This window comes from Pseudolabrys sp. (genome assembly GCF_035943735.1).
Classification (GTDB): domain Bacteria; phylum Pseudomonadota; class Alphaproteobacteria; order Rhizobiales; family Xanthobacteraceae; genus Pseudolabrys.
This window is the reverse complement of the sequence record NZ_DASZBV010000025.1, coordinates 86,323-102,356: the sequence shown is the minus strand read 5'-3', so window position 1 is coordinate 102,356 and position 16,034 is coordinate 86,323. Positions and strand designations below refer to the sequence as shown.

Annotated in this window: 10 protein-coding genes; 9 read left to right on the top strand and 1 reads right to left on the bottom strand. The window is 63.4% G+C overall.

Going from position 1 to position 16,034, the window contains the following annotated elements:
* Positions 1-125: 125 nt before the first annotated feature.
* From VGV41_RS19010 to VGV41_RS18980, 7 genes are all read left to right on the top strand, one after another.
* Positions 126-3,593: a P-loop NTPase fold protein gene (locus VGV41_RS19010; RefSeq protein ID WP_326865578.1), complete on the top strand. Its 3,468-nt coding sequence runs from the start codon at positions 126-128 to the stop codon at positions 3,591-3,593.
* A 607-nt stretch (positions 3,594-4,200) separates the two neighbouring features.
* On the top strand, positions 4,201-4,572 hold the full coding sequence (locus tag VGV41_RS19005) for a hypothetical protein (protein WP_326865577.1): 372 nt from the start codon (positions 4,201-4,203) through the stop codon (positions 4,570-4,572).
* A 255-nt stretch (positions 4,573-4,827) separates the two neighbouring features.
* Complete coding sequence (locus VGV41_RS19000) at positions 4,828-5,877, top strand: SDR family oxidoreductase (protein ID WP_326865576.1); 1,050 nt, start codon at positions 4,828-4,830, stop codon at positions 5,875-5,877.
* Positions 5,878-5,971: 94 nt separating this feature from the next.
* Entirely contained in the window at positions 5,972-6,883 is a 912-nt protein-coding gene (locus tag VGV41_RS18995) for a hypothetical protein (protein WP_326865575.1), read from the top strand.
* Positions 6,876-7,523 carry a gluconate 2-dehydrogenase subunit 3 family protein gene (locus tag VGV41_RS18990; protein WP_326865574.1) on the top strand — a complete coding sequence of 216 codons (648 nt, stop codon included), beginning with the start codon at positions 6,876-6,878 and terminating at the stop codon, positions 7,521-7,523. Before VGV41_RS18995 ends, VGV41_RS18990 begins: the two co-directional genes overlap by 8 nt.
* A complete protein-coding gene (locus VGV41_RS18985) occupies positions 7,520-9,160 on the top strand; it encodes a GMC family oxidoreductase (RefSeq protein ID WP_326865573.1) in 1,641 nt (546 codons plus the stop codon). Before VGV41_RS18990 ends, VGV41_RS18985 begins: the two co-directional genes overlap by 4 nt.
* 1 nt (position 9,161) lies before the next feature.
* Positions 9,162-10,262: an enolase C-terminal domain-like protein gene (locus VGV41_RS18980; RefSeq protein ID WP_326865572.1), complete on the top strand. Its 1,101-nt coding sequence runs from the start codon at positions 9,162-9,164 to the stop codon at positions 10,260-10,262.
* Between the two features lie 97 nt (positions 10,263-10,359).
* On the opposite strand, the gene VGV41_RS18975 is transcribed toward VGV41_RS18980, so the two are convergent.
* On the bottom strand, positions 10,360-12,144 hold the full coding sequence (locus VGV41_RS18975) for a thiamine pyrophosphate-requiring protein (RefSeq protein ID WP_326865571.1): 1,785 nt from the start codon (positions 12,142-12,144) through the stop codon (positions 10,360-10,362).
* A gap of 331 nt (positions 12,145-12,475) precedes the next feature.
* Between VGV41_RS18975 and VGV41_RS18970 the strand changes: the two genes are divergently transcribed.
* Together VGV41_RS18970 and VGV41_RS18965 are read left to right on the top strand one after the other, a co-directional pair.
* On the top strand, positions 12,476-13,093 hold the full coding sequence (locus VGV41_RS18970) for a cytochrome c3 family protein (RefSeq protein WP_326865570.1): 618 nt from the start codon (positions 12,476-12,478) through the stop codon (positions 13,091-13,093).
* Positions 13,090-16,017 carry a TAT-variant-translocated molybdopterin oxidoreductase gene (locus VGV41_RS18965; protein ID WP_326865569.1) on the top strand — a complete coding sequence of 976 codons (2,928 nt, stop codon included), beginning with the start codon at positions 13,090-13,092 and terminating at the stop codon, positions 16,015-16,017. Before VGV41_RS18970 ends, VGV41_RS18965 begins: the two co-directional genes overlap by 4 nt.
* Positions 16,018-16,034 lie beyond the last annotated feature (17 nt).

Here is a 16,034-nt window from a genome sequence, read left to right as displayed (position 1 = left end):
TCCGTTTCGCGAGGTGAAAGCTGTGCGGACACATCTTGTGGAAATCTTCATCCCCAACAGGTGGCACCGGACACCCTAGCCAAGTTCTGGTTGTATATTTCAATTGAGGAAACCGGAGCAAAATCGTGAGCGATTTCAACTATTATGCCGAAATCAAATTCATTGCCGACGAACCGTCGCGCACAGATGAATTTCCCAGTGGTGCTCACTCTCGCGTCGCCGCGACTTTGGTTGACCTGATCGCTTCGAACGACGGCGGAAGAGCGGTTGGACTCGAAGGAACATGGGGAAGCGGCAAATCGACAATTATCGATCTGGCCAGAACAGCGTTCGCAACCAGAAACAAGACAACCGCACTTAAACACGCAGTTTTCGTCTTCGATACCTGGGCCCATCAAGGCGACCCGATGCGCCGCGTATTTCTCGACACGCTAATAGAGCAGTTGTCTGGAGCCGTAATCAGCAAATCGAAATGGAAAGAAAAGCTCGAGAAGCTTAGATCGCTTCGGAAACGAGTGACTGAAAAGAAATCCGAAAACCTCGGCTGGGTCGCTAGGGTTTCACTTTTTGTCCTGCCGCTTCTTCCTGTAGCCTATCTGGCTCTTTCACAATGGCTTAAGCCGACCCCGCCAAAGATAGCGCTGCCCATCATCGGCGACGTCTCTATCAACTTTGTGGCCTCAGTTGCTCTTGCCTTGATTCTCGCTCCATACGCCGCAGCGTTACTCACGTGGCTGGGCCGCATCGACGACCCAGACATGAAAGGCAAAAGCATACTTGTGGCCTTCAACCGACAAACCGATGAGGTGACAACCGAACAGCTCATACGAGAGGACGAAGCGACAACACTGGAGTTCAACGCGGTCTTTGACGAAATTCTAGCTGACGCGGAGAAGGCGCAATACCGCCTGGTAATTGTACTCGATAATCTCGATAGGTTAGCAAACGACCAGATCCGCGAAATCTGGGCCACGATGAGAAATTTCTTCGCCGCGACCCCGGGATCCCCGCGCACGAAAATACTGAAGAACGTCTGGCTGGTTGTACCTATTGATCGTCGGCATATTGAAGCGGTGTTTGCGGACGGAACTGACACCGACACGGATCACAATGCGCGAGGATTCGTCGAGAAGACGTTTGAAATCCTACTGCGAGTTCCGCCACCGCTTTTGTCAAATTGGCGCGATTTCTTTTCGAAGCAACTTAGTTTCCACTTCGGGGAAAAGATATCGAAAGCCGATATCTACCGTCTATTCCGCCTCTTCGAGCTTTTTCAGACAATAAATCCGAGGCCCATTACACCCAGAGCGATAAAGTCACATATAAATAAAATCATTGCGCAAGCAAAATTATCGGGCAACACAATCCCGCTCGAATATCAAGGCCTTTACGTTCTGTACAAAGATCGCATCTCCGCCGATATCGGAATGCTCCAAGACTCGACTATTCTAGATGACCCGATCAAATCTACCGTGACCGACCCAGATTGGACAAAATATGTTGCAGCAGCTCATTACAATGTTTTGCCTGAAGAAGCCTTAGAAATTCTCTTAGCGGCCGATATCGAAAAGGCACTCCTAAGCAGGAACGCTCATCGACTCGATCAACTGTCGGCTACTATCGGATTCGCCGAACTTCTGAACGACGTCGTTTCCCGTGAAGGCCGACAATTGGCTCGCGAAAATCCAAGCGAGTTTTTCGACATCGTTTACACCATAAGCCAACTAAGGCTCGTAGACAGCGCGACGACCGAGCACCTGTGGCACGATCTCAGCGAATGCGCCGTCGAGTTGCGCCTTCCAATAGTCGCGACAGATCTTACTGGGAGCGGAATAAAGGCACTTCTCGATCATGCTAGGCCACAGCGGAAGGCTTCAATCGCGGAAGCAATCCGCAATGCCCTTTCAATTGAACGACAAGACATAAAATCCAACGGGGACTCTTTCGGTATTGCTTGGGCCATTATGATCGAAGCATTGGCTGAGAGCGCAAAAGACATCGATGTCAGTCGATTCAACAGGCTGATCTCTGGCATCCCAATTCCAAAGAGCCTTGACTTTATGTGGGGCGCCACACAGCAGATTTCCTCATCTAAGATATTGACGCTTAAAAATTTCCAGATCGAAAATTCACCTGAGGATATCGCGAAGGCATTACTAGCACGCACGCAGGAGTCGAACGTAGATTCAAGACTTTCATCTGTTGTGTCTGCGCTCCTACTAGTTCCACGTCACGTCGTTTGGACGACGGTCGTCAATGGGATCAAGAACAGGCTTCAAACTAATTCTCCTGCCTTAAATTCTAATACAGCGGCACAGCTAATGAGCATCTTGCAGATGCTTATGGACGAGCCGAACTTCAATATAGATGTCGATTTGAAGGATTTGAATGCTGATGGAAGTTTGCACGGGCTGTTTCAACTCGGCCATAACGAAAAGAACAATGAGCTATGCGCTATTGTAGTCGACAAGCTTATTGATTTCAGGAAGGCCAACTGGGAGGGGCCGACTGAACACCCTCAGTACGGTCAATTGGCGCAGGCAAACACACTCTTAAAAACGCTCCAAACCTCTCCGGATACAGATCCTAGTCTAGCAAGGAAGCTAGCTGAAACGAATCTCGCCCTTAACGGTTTTTCTCAGACGCTGGGGCTTGCGGTAGTCAATGGCAAAGAGCGCGAAATTTTCCGCTATATGCTGAGAATAATGATCGAAATTGCGGCGTCCGAAGATATTCAAGTGGAGACCATCGCGAACAATTTCAGTCAATTTGCGGAAGTTATCGGCGAAGAGCGACTACCGAAACTAGGAAGCATCCTCTCAGGAATCGATTTTTCAGATAAGTTAAATCATAAAGACTGGTCACAATTTCAATCGACATTTGTTCTTTGGCTTAGGTCTTCAAATCCGGATCAGCACCGCGATCTTGTTCAGATACTGCAGACAGGGTTTGAAGGCGTCGGGCGAGATAAGTGGCTCGAAATACTCAAGCAGGAGAGCAATGAACTCGACCTCTTGTTGACAATGATTGAAGGATCAGAGGCTAGGCCATTGGGCGCGCCTTATTACGACGCACTTTTGGCCCATGCTGCGGACTTAGTCGCCGGAGGTAAGCGGCCATCGAAGCTTTCGAAGCGATGGCGTTTGTTGCCCCTGGCGCTTTCTGATGCGCAAGCGGGGTTCTTCTATCAACAATTTGGCGACCAGCTATTGAACAAGTCTCCCAGTGCCGAGATCGTGGCTGCCCTATTGGACTTGTTTGGCGAAGCCGTTCTGACGAAAACCGGCATCAATTCTCGCACGAGCCAGACATTGCGTGTCGTGTTGGATCCCTTGTTGGCGAGCAGTGATCCAAATGCGCTTTCCGTAGTGGAACGAAATTCGGTCGCGTTTGGAGCGATGGTGTCGCAGGCCAGCGAGGCAGACCTCGAGGTTCTAAAGACCAGATTTGAGGCCCTCTTGAAGACCGCCGATGAGCCCACAACGGCGAGATATTTGCGACTTGCGGAGGACCTACATATTGATCTCCCTGCGCCAGCCTCTACGGAGGCAGAGAATAATGCGCCGAGTTTGGGAGGGGGGCCCGCCGCGTAAAATCAAATCAAATTCTTGTTGACTTCCATCCTAACCTATATATACCTAGGCATATTCACCCCATGCTTGGGGCGTTCTGCAGGACACTGCCGGACGTGGGGTGGACGGCGGCGCCCGCGGGCGGGGTTTGTACCCCCGCACTCGGGAGGTCCCGCCCAGCCGCCCGCCGGCATTAAGACCGGCTGCCCACCCGCTCTACGGAGCAACGGGCTGCACGCGGCGGAGACGAAGGAGCGGCATGGGCGCCGCTCCGGATCGGGGGCTTGAAAACGGGCCCCGTCTCCGCCCGGAAGCGCGGCCAAGGGACCAAAAATCGCCGCGGTGGAGCATCGGAAGGCGTCGCGCCGGCCTCGTAAAACGGCGCGGCCCGGCGGAGCCGAAAGGCCCCGGCGGGAGGTCACAGTGGACGCGCCTCTCGGTGCTCCACCCCCTCGCGCTTTTTGCGCGGGGAAGGACTCCCCGGGCCCCTGTTGGGCGCGGGGCAACGACCGGGCCCCCGGCAGCGGGGCCGTCCGCGCAGGCTCGGCCGGCGGACATTGCAAGCCCGCGCCAACCGCGCGCGGCAACGAACCCTTCTGTCCTCACAGCATCACACGGAGCAAACGTCATGAGCAGACGCGACGAGAAGAAAATGATCCGCATCGGGTCCGGCCTGGTGCCGGTCGACAGCGCCGAGTATTCGGCCGACTGGCACGCGCGGCTGAAGGCGGCCGGGCTCGACGACGATGACATGGCGCTCGGGATCGACGACTGGCGCCTGCGCCTCGCGCGCAAGATCGTCATGTTTCTCAACGAATGGCCCGGCTGTCCGGAGCCGATCTGCCAGCGCATGCGCGGCTGCATGGCGCCGTCCGGCGACTGCGCCAACGTGCCGCCGATCTCCGAAGAAGAGATGGCGCGGGACTGGCCGCGGGTGATGGTCGAATGGCGCCGCGCGCTCGACACGGTGCTCACCGAGCGCGGGGTGGATCGGGGCTGAGAATGACGCGCGCGGCGTGTCCATTCGCGCGGCGTTCATTATTGAGCCCTCTCCCAGTCGAAGTCGGATGTTTCCGACTTCGACCATTTCAAATGCCGAACTCGGGCGAGCCCGAGTTCGGTGGGAGAGGGCTCATCGACAAGCGCCGTCGCTCCGGAACACTCCTGTCGCGCTCGCATTTGTCGCAGCACGGAACAAGCGCGGGCGTCGTCGTGTTGCGGTCGTGACGCAACACGCACCGCACGGACGACACCGATGACGCTCGCGCAACTCTTCGGCCATTCGCATGTCCGCAACAAGGTCGTCGTCGTCACCGGCGCATCGGCCGGCGTCGGCCGCGCCACCGCGGAAGCCTTCGCCCGCGAAGGCGCCTTCCTCGGCCTGATCGCCCGCGACAAGGACGCGCTCGACGAAACCAAGGCCGAACTGGTGGCGCTCGGCGCGCCGGTCGCGGTCTATGCCTGCGACGTCGCCGACGCGGAGGCGGTGTTCGCCGCCGCCGCGCATTTCGAAAGCGCCTATGGCGGCATCGACGTCTGGGTCAACGCGGCGATGGTCACGGTGTTCGGCGCCATCAAGGACACGACGGCGGAGGAATTCCGCCGCGTCACCGAGGTCACCTATCTCGGCTTCGTGCACGGCACGTTGGCGGCGCTGAAACACATGCGGCCGCGCGACGCGGGTTCGATCGTCCAGGTCGGCTCGGCGCTCGCCTATCGCGGCATCCCGCTGCAGGCGGCCTATTGCGGCGCCAAGTTCGCCATTCGCGGCTTCACCGAGAGCCTGCGCACCGAGCTCGAGTACGAGGGCAGCCGAATCCGCGTGTCGATGGTGCAGTTGCCCGGCATCAACACGCCGCAGTTCGACTGGGCGCGCGCGCATCTCGATCGTCATCCGCAGCCGGTGCCGCCGGTGTTCCAGCCGGAAGTGCCGGCGCGCGCCATCCTGCGCGCGGCGCGCGAAGGCCACGCCGAATACTGGATCAGCCGCACCGTGTTCGAGCTCATCGTCGGCAACATGCTGATGCCGCGCGCCATCACGCGGTATCTGTCGCGCACGGCCGTCGACGGCCAGATGACGCAGGAGCGCATCGCGCCCGACCGGCCGGACAATCTGTACCAGCCGGTGCACCGGTATCACCGCACGCACGGCGCGTTCGACGCCACAGCGAGCGGCCGGGCGGCGGTGGTCGACGCCGATCACGCGCGCCTCGCGGTGGTCGCCGCCGGCACGCTGGCGACATTGGGTCTCGGTTTCCTGCTCGGACGAATCGTCACGGAACGCGCACAGGGTCGTCTCCGTTGACGTTCGGGTGCGACGCTGCTGAGCCGGTGCGACAGTGGCGCTTATCGAACGGCCAAGAGGCGACATACTCCACCGCGCGCGGACGGGTCCGCCGGTGTCGAACACGGCGATGCTCGCCGTCGGCGCGGGGCTGCTCGCGGTCGGCCTCGCCGGACTGGCGTGGCGCCGCAGGGCGGCGCCGCTGCCGCGGCACGCGCCGGATCCGTGGCGGCTCTGCGCCCGCGATCTCAACCGCAGCGCGGCAATGCTCGCCGCCAGCGTCGTCGCCGATTCTGCGCTGGAGCACTTTCGCGGCAATTACGAGAACCGCGCGATGTATGTCGCGCCGGTCACGGCGGCCGCCGCGATGGCGGTGGCGCTGTCCGGTCGCGCGCCGCGCGAGCTGGCCACCGCCGTGTTCGGCGCGAGCTTCGTCATCGGCGCCGCCGGCCTCGGCTTCCACGCCTACAACATCACGAAGCGCCCCGGCGGCTTGTCGTGGCAGAACCTGTTCTACGCTGCGCCCTTTGCGGCGCCGGGCGCGTTGGCGCTGGCCGGCCTGCTCGGGCTCGGCGCGGCGCACCTGCCGCGCATCCGTTTCGCCGCGCCGCTCAAGCGCAAGCAACTCGCCGCCGCCCTCGCCTGGACCATGTCGGCGAGCCTCATGGTCACCGCCTCGGAGGTGTGGGTGCTGCACTTCCGCGGCGCCTTCCACGACCCGTTCATGGTCCTGCCGGTCACCGTCGTGCCCGCCGCCGCCGGTGCTTTGGCTTTGGCCGGTGCGCGACCGAACGAGCGCAATCTGCGGCTCGCCCGATGGCTTTTGAATGTCACCAGCCTGCTCGGCTTCGCCGGCGTCGGCTTCCACGCCTACGGCGTCAGCCGCAACATGGGCGGCTTCAAGAACTGGTCGCAGATGCTGTTCCAGGGGCCGCCGCTGCCGGCGCCGCCGAGCTTCACGGGATTGGCGATCGCCGGCCTCGGCGCGCTGTCGCTGCTGCGCGACAACGAGGTGCGCCATGGCTGAGCGCGGCTTCCGCAACCCCTACCCCGACTATGACGTGCTGGCGAAATGGCAGTCGCCGTCGTGGAACGAGCAGACGCGCGAGGTGGTGGCGAAACGGCTGCGCGAGGTGCCGCCGCGGCGCTTCCTCACCGAGGCGCAGTACGCCACCCTCGAGGCGGTGTGCGACCGCGTCATACCGCAGCCGGAACGCGGCCTCGACAAGGTGCCGATCGCGCCGTGGATCGACGCCCGCCTGCACGAGAACCGGGGCAGCGGCACGCGCTACGTCCCCCTGCCGCCGTTGCAGGACTGCTGGCGCCGCGGCCTCGACGCCATTGAAGCCGAGGCGCAGCACCGCTACCGCCGCCCGTACACCGCGCTCGACCCGGTCGAGCAGGACCTCATCCTGCAGGCCATGAACAAAGGCGAGACCGAGGGCCCGGCCTGGGGCCCGCATTTTCCGGCGCAGAAATTCATGCGCCACGAATTGCTGCAGGTCATCGTCGAGGTCTATTACGCGCATCCGGCGGCCTGGAGCGAGATCGGCTTCGGCGGCCCCGCCTCCCCCCGCGGCTACCTCCGCCTCGCCGCCAACCGCCACGACTCCTGGGAAGCGCAGGAGCGCGACGACACGCTCGTGCGCGCGGCGGCGTTCAAATGATCGACGCCCTCGACAAACCGCGCGCGACTGACGGTCGTGCTCCCGACGTGTTCAGTCACGACGACTGGATCCCGATGAAGCAATACCGCGAGGACGAAGCGGTCGACTTCGTCATCGTCGGCACCGGCGCCGGCGGCGCGACCTTGGCGGCGAAGCTCGCGGAGGCCGGCTTCAGCGTCGTGGCGATGGACGTCGGCGCATTCTACCGTCCGCTCGCCGACTTCGCTTCCGATGAGACCGAGCAAAGCAAACTCTACTGGCTGTCCGACCGCATCAGCGGCGGCGACGATCCGGTCGAGTTCGGCTCCAACAATTCCGGCCGCGCCGTCGGCGGTTCGACTGTGCATTTCCAGATGGTGGTGCTGCGCTGGCGGCCGGAATGGTTCGCGTCGCGCTCCAAGCTCGGCTACGGCCGCGACTGGCCGATCGACTGGCGCGAGATGTGGCACTACTACGACGAGGCCGAAGACGCGCTGAAGGTGTCCGGCCCCGTGCATTATCCATGGGGCCCGTCGCGCGGCCGCTATCCCTATCGCGAGCACGAGATCAACGCCGCCGGCCTCGTTCTGGCGAAGGGCGCGGAAGCGCTCGGCGTGAAATGGGCAGCGACGCCGCTGGCGACGCTGTCGGCGCCGCGCGGCAAGGCGCCGCCGTGCGTCTATCGCGGCTTCTGCAAGAGCGGCTGCTCGACCAACGCCAAGCAGAGCGCGCTCAACACCTGGATTCCCCGCGCAATCAAAGCCGGCGCCGAGATCCGCGACCTCGCGATGGTCGGCCAGATCGAGGTCGGCGCGGACGGACTCGCCCGCGGCGTCGTCTATCATCGCGACGGGCAATGGCGTCGCCAACGCGCGCGCAACGTCGTCGTTGCCGGTTACGCCGTCGAGACGCCGCGACTGCTCCTGCATTCCGCTTGCGCGAAGTATCCCGACGGTCTCGCCAATTCGAGCGGACTCGTCGGCAAGTACTTCATGGTGCATTCCAACCACGCCGTGTGGGGCGTGATGCAGGACGAAATCCGCTGGTACAAGGGCCCGCCGTCGATGACGGTGTGCGAACACTGGAATTACGAAGACAGGGGCAAGGACTTCCACGGCGGCTACGCCTTCATGAGCCAGGGGCCGCTGCCGGTCGACCACGCCAAATCGCTGGTGTCGGACACCGGCATGTTCGGCATGGAATTGCGCCAGCGCATGGCGCTGTACAATCACATGGCCGGACTAAAGATCGTCGGCGAAACCGACGCGCGCGCCGACAATCGCATCCAATTGTCGGATGAGGTCGACGAGTTCGGCATTCCGCTGGCGCGCGCCACTTATGCTTACTCCGACAACGACAAGCGGCTCTACGAGCACTCGCTGCGCTTCATGCGCGACATGCTGGAGGCCGCGGGCGCGAGCGACATGACGGAGACGTCGAGCACCGCGCATCTCATGGGCGGCTGCCGCATGGGCACCAATCCGAGCGACAGCGTCACCAATGCCGACGGCCGCACCTGGGACATCCGCAATCTGTGGATCTGCGACGGCTCGCTGTTTCCGACATCGGGCGGCGTCAATCCATCGCTGACCATCTACGCGCTCGCCTGCCGCATGGGCGACCGTATCGCCACGATGGCCAGGCGCGGGGAACTGTGAAATGGCGCGCAGCGAAGCTCCCATCGGCGGTGTCCGCGCGCGCGCCTACACGATTCCAACCGACAAACCGGAAGCCGACGGCACCTTCGCCTGGGATTCGACGACTCTGGTCGTCGTGCATGTCGAGGCTGGAGGCAAGACCGGCGTCGGCTACAGCTACACGCACGGCTCGATCGTCGATCTGATCTCAAGCAAGCTGAAGCAGACGATCGCCGGCATCGACGCGCTCGATCCGCCGTCGGCGTTTGCCGCCATTCAGCGTGCGGTGCGCAACATGGGCCGCCAAGGCCTGGCGGCGACGGCGATCTCGGCGGTCGACACGGCGCTCTGGGATCTCAAGGCGAAGCTGCTCGATCTGCCGCTTTGCCTGCTGCTCGGCCGCGCGCGCAACCACGCGCTCATCTACGGCAGCGGCGGCTTCACCACTTATTCGCTCGACGAACTCAAGGAGCAGCTGACCGGCTGGGTCGAGCGCGACGGCTGCCGATGGGTGAAGATGAAGATCGGCACACATCCGCGTGACGATCCCGGCCGCGTCGCCGCCGCCAAGATGGCCATCGGCGCGGACGCCACCCTGTTCGTCGACGCCAACGGCGCCTACGCGACCAAGCAGGCGCTGGAGATGGCGAATGTTTTCTCCGCCTATCAGGTCGGCTGGTTCGAGGAGCCGGTCTCATCCGATGACCTGGAGGGCTTGCGGATCATGCGCCAGCGCGCGCCGGCATGCATGGAGATCGCCGCCGGCGAATACGGTTACGACATCGATTACTACCGCCGCATGCTCAATGCGGGCGCGGTCGACGTCGTGCAGGCGGATATCACCCGCTGCGGCGGCGTCACCGGCTTCCTCCAGGTCGCCGCGCTGGCGGATGCGCACCACATCGACCTCTCCGGGCATTGCGCGCCGGCATTGCATCTGCACACGGCTTGCGCCGCGCCGCGCTTCCGCCATCTCGAGTGGTTTCACGACCACGTCCGCATCGAGCACATGCTGTTCGATGGCGCACCGGCGCCGAAGGACGGCCGCATTGCGCCGGACCTGACGCGGCCGGGGCACGGGCTGGCGTTCAAAGCAAAGGATGCCGAGAAGTTTGCTAGCTAACCGCTCGCCCCCCGCGAAAGCGGGGACCCATCGCCGGATTCCCGCTTGCACGGAATGAGCGGAGCAGGAATGCTCCGCTCATCGCCTCCGCTAATCGCTAATGCGGCAGCAGCTCGTCCGCAAACTCCTTGATCGTCTTGCGGATGATACCGGCCTCGTTCGGATCGCCCTGCCATAGCGTCGATGCAAAGGCCTTCGCCTGCTTCAGCGTGATGTGCGGCGGCAGCGGTGGAATGTCCGGGTCGGTCTTCATCTCGAGCACGACCGGAATGCGCGACGCCAGCGCCTCGTCCCAGCACGCGGCGATCTTCTCCGGATCGTCGCAGAAGATGCCCTTGAGGCCGACGAGTTCGGCGTAGCGCGCGTAGTGCACGTCCGGAAGGCTTTGCGATGCCTCGAACTTCGGATCGCCGGTCATCGCGCGCATTTCCCAGGTCACCTGGTTGAGATCCTGATTGTTCAGCACGAGAACGATCAGGCGCGGATCAGACCACCGTTCCCAGTACTTGGCGATGGTGATGAGCCCGTTCATGCCGTTCATCTGCATCGCGCCGTCGCCAACCATGGCGATGACCGGCCGATCGGGATGCGCGAACTTGGCGCCGATCGCGTAGGGCACGCCGCAGCCCATCGTCGCCAGACCGCCCGACACCGAGCCCATCATGCCGCGGCGCATCTTGATGTCGCGTGCGTACCAATTTGTGCCGGACCCGGAATCGGCGGCGAAGATGCAGCCGTCCGGCACCTTCGGCGACAACTCCCAGAACACCCGCTGCGGATTGATCGGCTCGCCCGCCTCGTGCGCGATGGCTTCGAGCGTCTTCCACCATTCCTTGACGTTCTTCTCGATCTTCTCGCGCCATGAGCGGTCGCTCTTGCGCTTGATGAGCGGCGCCAGCGCCCTCAGCGTGGTGGCGCTGTCGCCGACGAGATTGACCTCCATCGGATAGCGGATCGAGAGCATTTTCGGATCGATATCGATCTGCACGCCGCGCGCCTGGCCTTCCTCGGGCAGGAATTCGGAATAGGGAAAGCCGGAGCCGACCATCAACAGCGTGTCGCAGTCGTTCATCATCTCGTAGCTCGGCCGCGTGCCGAGCAGGCCGATCGAGCCGGTGACGTAAGGCAGGTCGTCGGGCACCGCGGCCTTGCCGAGCAGCGCCTTGGCAATGCCGGCGCCGAGCAGATCGGCGATCTCGATCACCTCGTCGGTTGCCTGCAGTGCACCGGCGCCGACCAGCATGGCGACCTTCTTGCCGGCGTTGAGCGCGTCGGCGGCCCGCGCGAGGTCGGCGTCGGTCGGGACGACGCGCGGCGCCGAGTAGCCGATGCCGGAATGCACGGTGCCGTGCGCGCGCGGCGGCGTCTCAACCGCGGCGAGCTCCTGCAGGTCGTTGGGCATGATGATGCAGGTGACGGTGCGCTCGGCGATGGCGATGCGCATCGCACGGTCGATAATGTGGCGCACTTGCGCCGGCTCTGTCGCCATCTCGACGAATTCGCCGGCGACGTCCTTGAACAGGTTCTTGAGGTCGACTTCCTGCTGGTAATGGCCGCCGAGCGCGGTGCGTGCCTGCTGGCCGACGATGGCGACCACCGGCTGGTGGTCGAGCCGCGCATCGTACAGCCCGTTGAGAAGATGAATGGCGCCGGGGCCGGAGGTCGCGAGGCAGACACCGACCTCACCGGTGAACTTGGCGTGCGCGCAGGCCATGAACGCCGCGAGCTCCTCGTGCCGCGCCTGGATGAATTCGAATTTCCCTTTGGCGCGCGCGAGGCCGCCCATCAGGCCATTAATGCCGTCGCCCGGATATCCAAAGATGCGGCGCACGCCCCATTCGGACATACGTTTCCAGAAGAAATCGGAGACATTCGATGCCATGGGGCTCACCGTGTCGTTTCGTCGGTCGGATGGTTTTGTATGCAGCTGGCGCGGCCCCGGCTGTGCGTCGGGCCGTTCGCGATGATAACCGGCCCCGGTTCGTTCCGTTCCGACCACCGCCGCGGCGCGCAGTCATCACACACGCTTGCGGCGGTGCGACTTTCGTGGCGCGTCAATTCGGCGCGGACCGCATGCGCAAAGCCTGGAACTCCGGTTCCGCATGCAAGTTCATACCCCGGGGATTTTACTGAAGCGCTGTGCGGGGTGTCCCCGGGCTGACAGCTGCGGCAGACGACTCATGGCGATCTTCGGACCCCGAGCGAACCTGTTCATGAACACGGCCCTGCTCGCGCTCGGCAGCGCGCTGGTGTTCATGTTGCTCGCCGTCTGGGTAGTGCCGGTGATGGGATACAATACGCAGGAGCGGTTTGCCCCCAACCAGCCAGTCCCCTTCAGTCACCGCCACCACGTCAGCGGCCTCGGCCTCGACTGCCGCTATTGCCATACGAAAGTCGAGAAATCGTCGAGCGCCGGCATGCCGTCGACCGCGGTCTGCATGACCTGCCATTCGCAGATCTGGACCAACGCCAAGATGCTCGCACCCGACCGGCAGAGCCTGGCGAAAGACGTGCCGATCCGCTGGACGCGCGTCTACACCCTGCCCGACTACGTCTTCTTCGATCACAGCATCCACATCGCCAAAGGCGTCGGCTGCACCGAATGCCATGGACCGATCGGCGACATGGCGCTCACATGGAAGGCGCGCCCGCTCCACATGAGCTGGTGCCTGTCCTGCCATCGCGATCCTGCGCCGCACCTGCGGCCGAAAGATCAGGTGTTCAATCCCCATTGGCAGCGCACGCCCTCGACGCCGTCCGGCAAGACGTTGATGGCCGCATTCCACATCCACACCACGGGCTTGACCGACTGCGGAGTCTGCCACCGATGACAGCTGCTGGGCGCACCTATTGGCAGACACTGGAAGAACTGGCGGACTCGCCGGAGTTCGCCGCCGCCGTCGCGCGCGAGGCGCCTCGTTTCAAGGACGTCATCCATGGCTTCGACCGCCGGCGCTTCCTGCAATTGATGGCGGCGTCGATCGCGCTCGGCGGCCTCTCCGGCTGCGGCCCCGAAGCCAATCCGCGCCAGTTGCTGCCCTATGTGGAAGAACCCGACAACGTCATTCCGGGACGCGACCGCTTCTTCGCCACGGCGGTGACGCAGAACGGCTACGGCACCGGCGTGCTGGTGACGCACCAGATGGCGCGGCCGATCAAGGTCGAAGGCAACCCGGGTCATCCGGCAAGTCTCGGCGCCGCCAGCGCCATCATGCAGGCGAGCATCCTGCAGCTCTACGATCCGCGGCGCGCGCAGCTCGTGGTCGGCAACGGCCAGATCGCGACGTGGGAGTCCTTCGTGCCGGTTCTGTACGGCCGGCGCGGGGCGCTGCTCGAGCGCAAGGGCGAAGGCCTGCGCGTTCTGACCGGCGCCGTCACGTCGCCGTTCCTGGCGGCGCAACTGGCGGCGCTGAAGCAGCAGTTCCCGCAGATGCAGTGGCACCAGTGGGAGCCGCTGCATCGCGACGCGGAGCTCGCGGCCGACACGCAGATGTTCGGCCAGGCGGCGGAGAAACTGTACGACCTCCCCAAAGCCGAGCGCATTTTCGGCATCGGCAGCGATTTGATTTCGACGACGCCGGGCGCACTTGCTTACGCCCGGCAGTTCGCGGCTGCACGGCGGCCGAGCGAGACGCACGGACAAATGAGCCGCGTCTACGCGGTCGAGAGCACGCCGACGCTCCTTGGGGCCAAGGCCGATCACCGCCTGCCCTTGCGCCCGGATGAGATCGAGCGCGCGTTGCGCTACGTCGCCGGTCTCGTCGGCACCGGCCCGCAGGAGTGGACGCAACAGGAGAACGTGCCGTCGCACTGGCTGAAGGCGCTGGCCGACGACCTGCAGCAGAACAAGGGCAAAGTCCTGGTGCACGCCGGCCGCGAGCAATCGGTGGAGGTGCATCTGCTGACGAACGCCATCAACAATGCGCTCGGCGCCTTTGGCCAAACGGTGAAGCTTATCGCCCCGGTCGAACAGGCGAACGAGGCCAAGCAGCAGTCGCTCGCCGCGCTCACCCATGACATGGCCACCGGTCATGTCGATACGCTGCTCATCATCGGCGCCAATCCGGTCTACGACGCGCCGGCCGACCTGCATTTCGCCACCGCGCTGAAGCGCGTCCCCCTCTCCGTCGCTCTGGCGCTGTACGACGACGAGACGGCGCTCGCCTGCACCTGGCGCATCCCGGCGACGCATGAATTCGAAACCTGGTCCGATACGCGCGCCTTCGACGGCACCGTCACCATCCAGCAGCCGCAGGCGCGCCCCCTGTATGGCGGGCGGTCGGCGCATGCGCTCGTTGCGCTGGTGCTGGGGCAGCCGGAGCAGGACGACTACACGCTGGCGCGCGCCTTCTGGCAAAGCCGCGCGCAGCAGGAGGGCCGCGGCGATTTCGAGCATTTCTGGTACGACGCAGTGCGCAGCGGGGTCGTGCCCGATACAGCGGCAAAGCCAGTCTCGGTACAGCCGCGCACCGATGCCTTGGCGCAGTTGCCGCAGCCGGCCGCCGCGAAGCCGAACACGCTGCAGGCGCTGTTCCGGCCGGACGAAGGGCTATGGGACGGCCGCTACGCCGACAATGCGTGGCTGCTCGAGATGTCGCGGCCGTTCACGCGCCTGACCTGGGACAATGCGGCGCTGATCGCCCCGAGCACGGCGAAGCGCCTCGATCTGGCGACGCAGGACGTCGTCGAGATCGCCGTCGGCAGCAGCAAGGTGAAAGCGCCGGTCTTCGTCCTGCCGGGCCAGGCCGCCGATTGCATCACTCTGCCGCTCGGCTGGGGCCGCAGCGCCGGCGGGCTCGGCGTCGGTGCCGGCTTCAGCGCCTATTCGTTGCGCACGAGCAGCAACGCATGGACAGCCGAAGCCGTCCTCAGCAAAACCGGCGACACCTACAAGCTGGCATCGGTGCAGGGCCAAGATCGCGTGCTCGGCCGCGATCTCATCCGCGAAGGCACGCTGCAGCAGTTCAACGACGATCCGGATTCGCTGAAGAAGAAGACCAAGGACGAGTCGCTCTATCCGCCCGTCGCGTATCCCGACCGCGCCTGGGCCATGGCGATCGATCTTAACTCCTGCATCGGCTGCCAGGCCTGCGCCATCGCCTGCCAGGCGGAAAACAACGTTCCGATCGTCGGCAAGGATCAGGTGCTCGACCAGCGCATCATGCACTGGCTGCGCATCGACCGCTATTACTCCGGCCCGGTCGACACACCGGATGTCGCCTTCGAGCCCATGCCCTGCATGCATTGCGAGGACGCCCCGTGCGAAGTCGTCTGCCCGGTGCATGCCACCGTGCACGACCACGAAGGTCTCAACCTCATGGTCTACAATCGCTGCGTCGGCACCCGCTTCTGCTCCAACAATTGTCCGTACAAGGTTCGCCGCTTCAACTTCTTCGGTTATGCCGCCCAGAACGATCGCCCGGACGCATCGTGGAATCCGGAGGTCACGGTGCGCGACCGCGGCGTCATGGAAAAATGCACATACTGCATCCAACGCATCCGCCGGACCGAGATTGACGCCGATCGCGATGACCGCCCAATCAGGGACGGCGAGATCGTCACCGCCTGCCAGCAGAGCTGCCCGACGCAGGCGATCACCTTCGGCGACAAGAACGATCGCGCGAGCGCGGTGGCGAAGCGCAAGGATACGCCGCTCGATTACGTGCTGCTCGAGGAATTGAACACTAAGCCGCGCACCAGCTACAGCGCGCTCATCCGCAATCCCAATCCCGCGATCAAGACCCAAGAGACGTGACGGCCCGGGAATGACGC

Excerpts from the sequence above, each read along its gene's own strand:
- VGV41_RS19005 (WP_326865577.1), top strand. The coding sequence starts at position 4,201 with ATGAGCAGACGCGACGAGAAGAAAATGATCCGCATCGGGTCCGGCCTG.
- VGV41_RS19000 (WP_326865576.1), top strand. The coding sequence starts at position 4,828 with ATGACGCTCGCGCAACTCTTCGGCCATTCGCATGTCCGCAACAAGGTC.
- VGV41_RS18990 (WP_326865574.1), top strand. The coding sequence starts at position 6,876 with ATGGCTGAGCGCGGCTTCCGCAACCCCTACCCCGACTATGACGTGCTG.
- VGV41_RS18985 (WP_326865573.1), top strand. The coding sequence starts at position 7,520 with ATGATCGACGCCCTCGACAAACCGCGCGCGACTGACGGTCGTGCTCCC.
- VGV41_RS18980 (WP_326865572.1), top strand. The coding sequence starts at position 9,162 with ATGGCGCGCAGCGAAGCTCCCATCGGCGGTGTCCGCGCGCGCGCCTAC.
- VGV41_RS18975 (WP_326865571.1), bottom strand. The coding sequence starts at position 12,144 with ATGGCATCGAATGTCTCCGATTTCTTCTGGAAACGTATGTCCGAATGG.
- VGV41_RS18970 (WP_326865570.1), top strand. The coding sequence starts at position 12,476 with ATGAACACGGCCCTGCTCGCGCTCGGCAGCGCGCTGGTGTTCATGTTG.
- VGV41_RS18965 (WP_326865569.1), top strand. The coding sequence starts at position 13,090 with ATGACAGCTGCTGGGCGCACCTATTGGCAGACACTGGAAGAACTGGCG.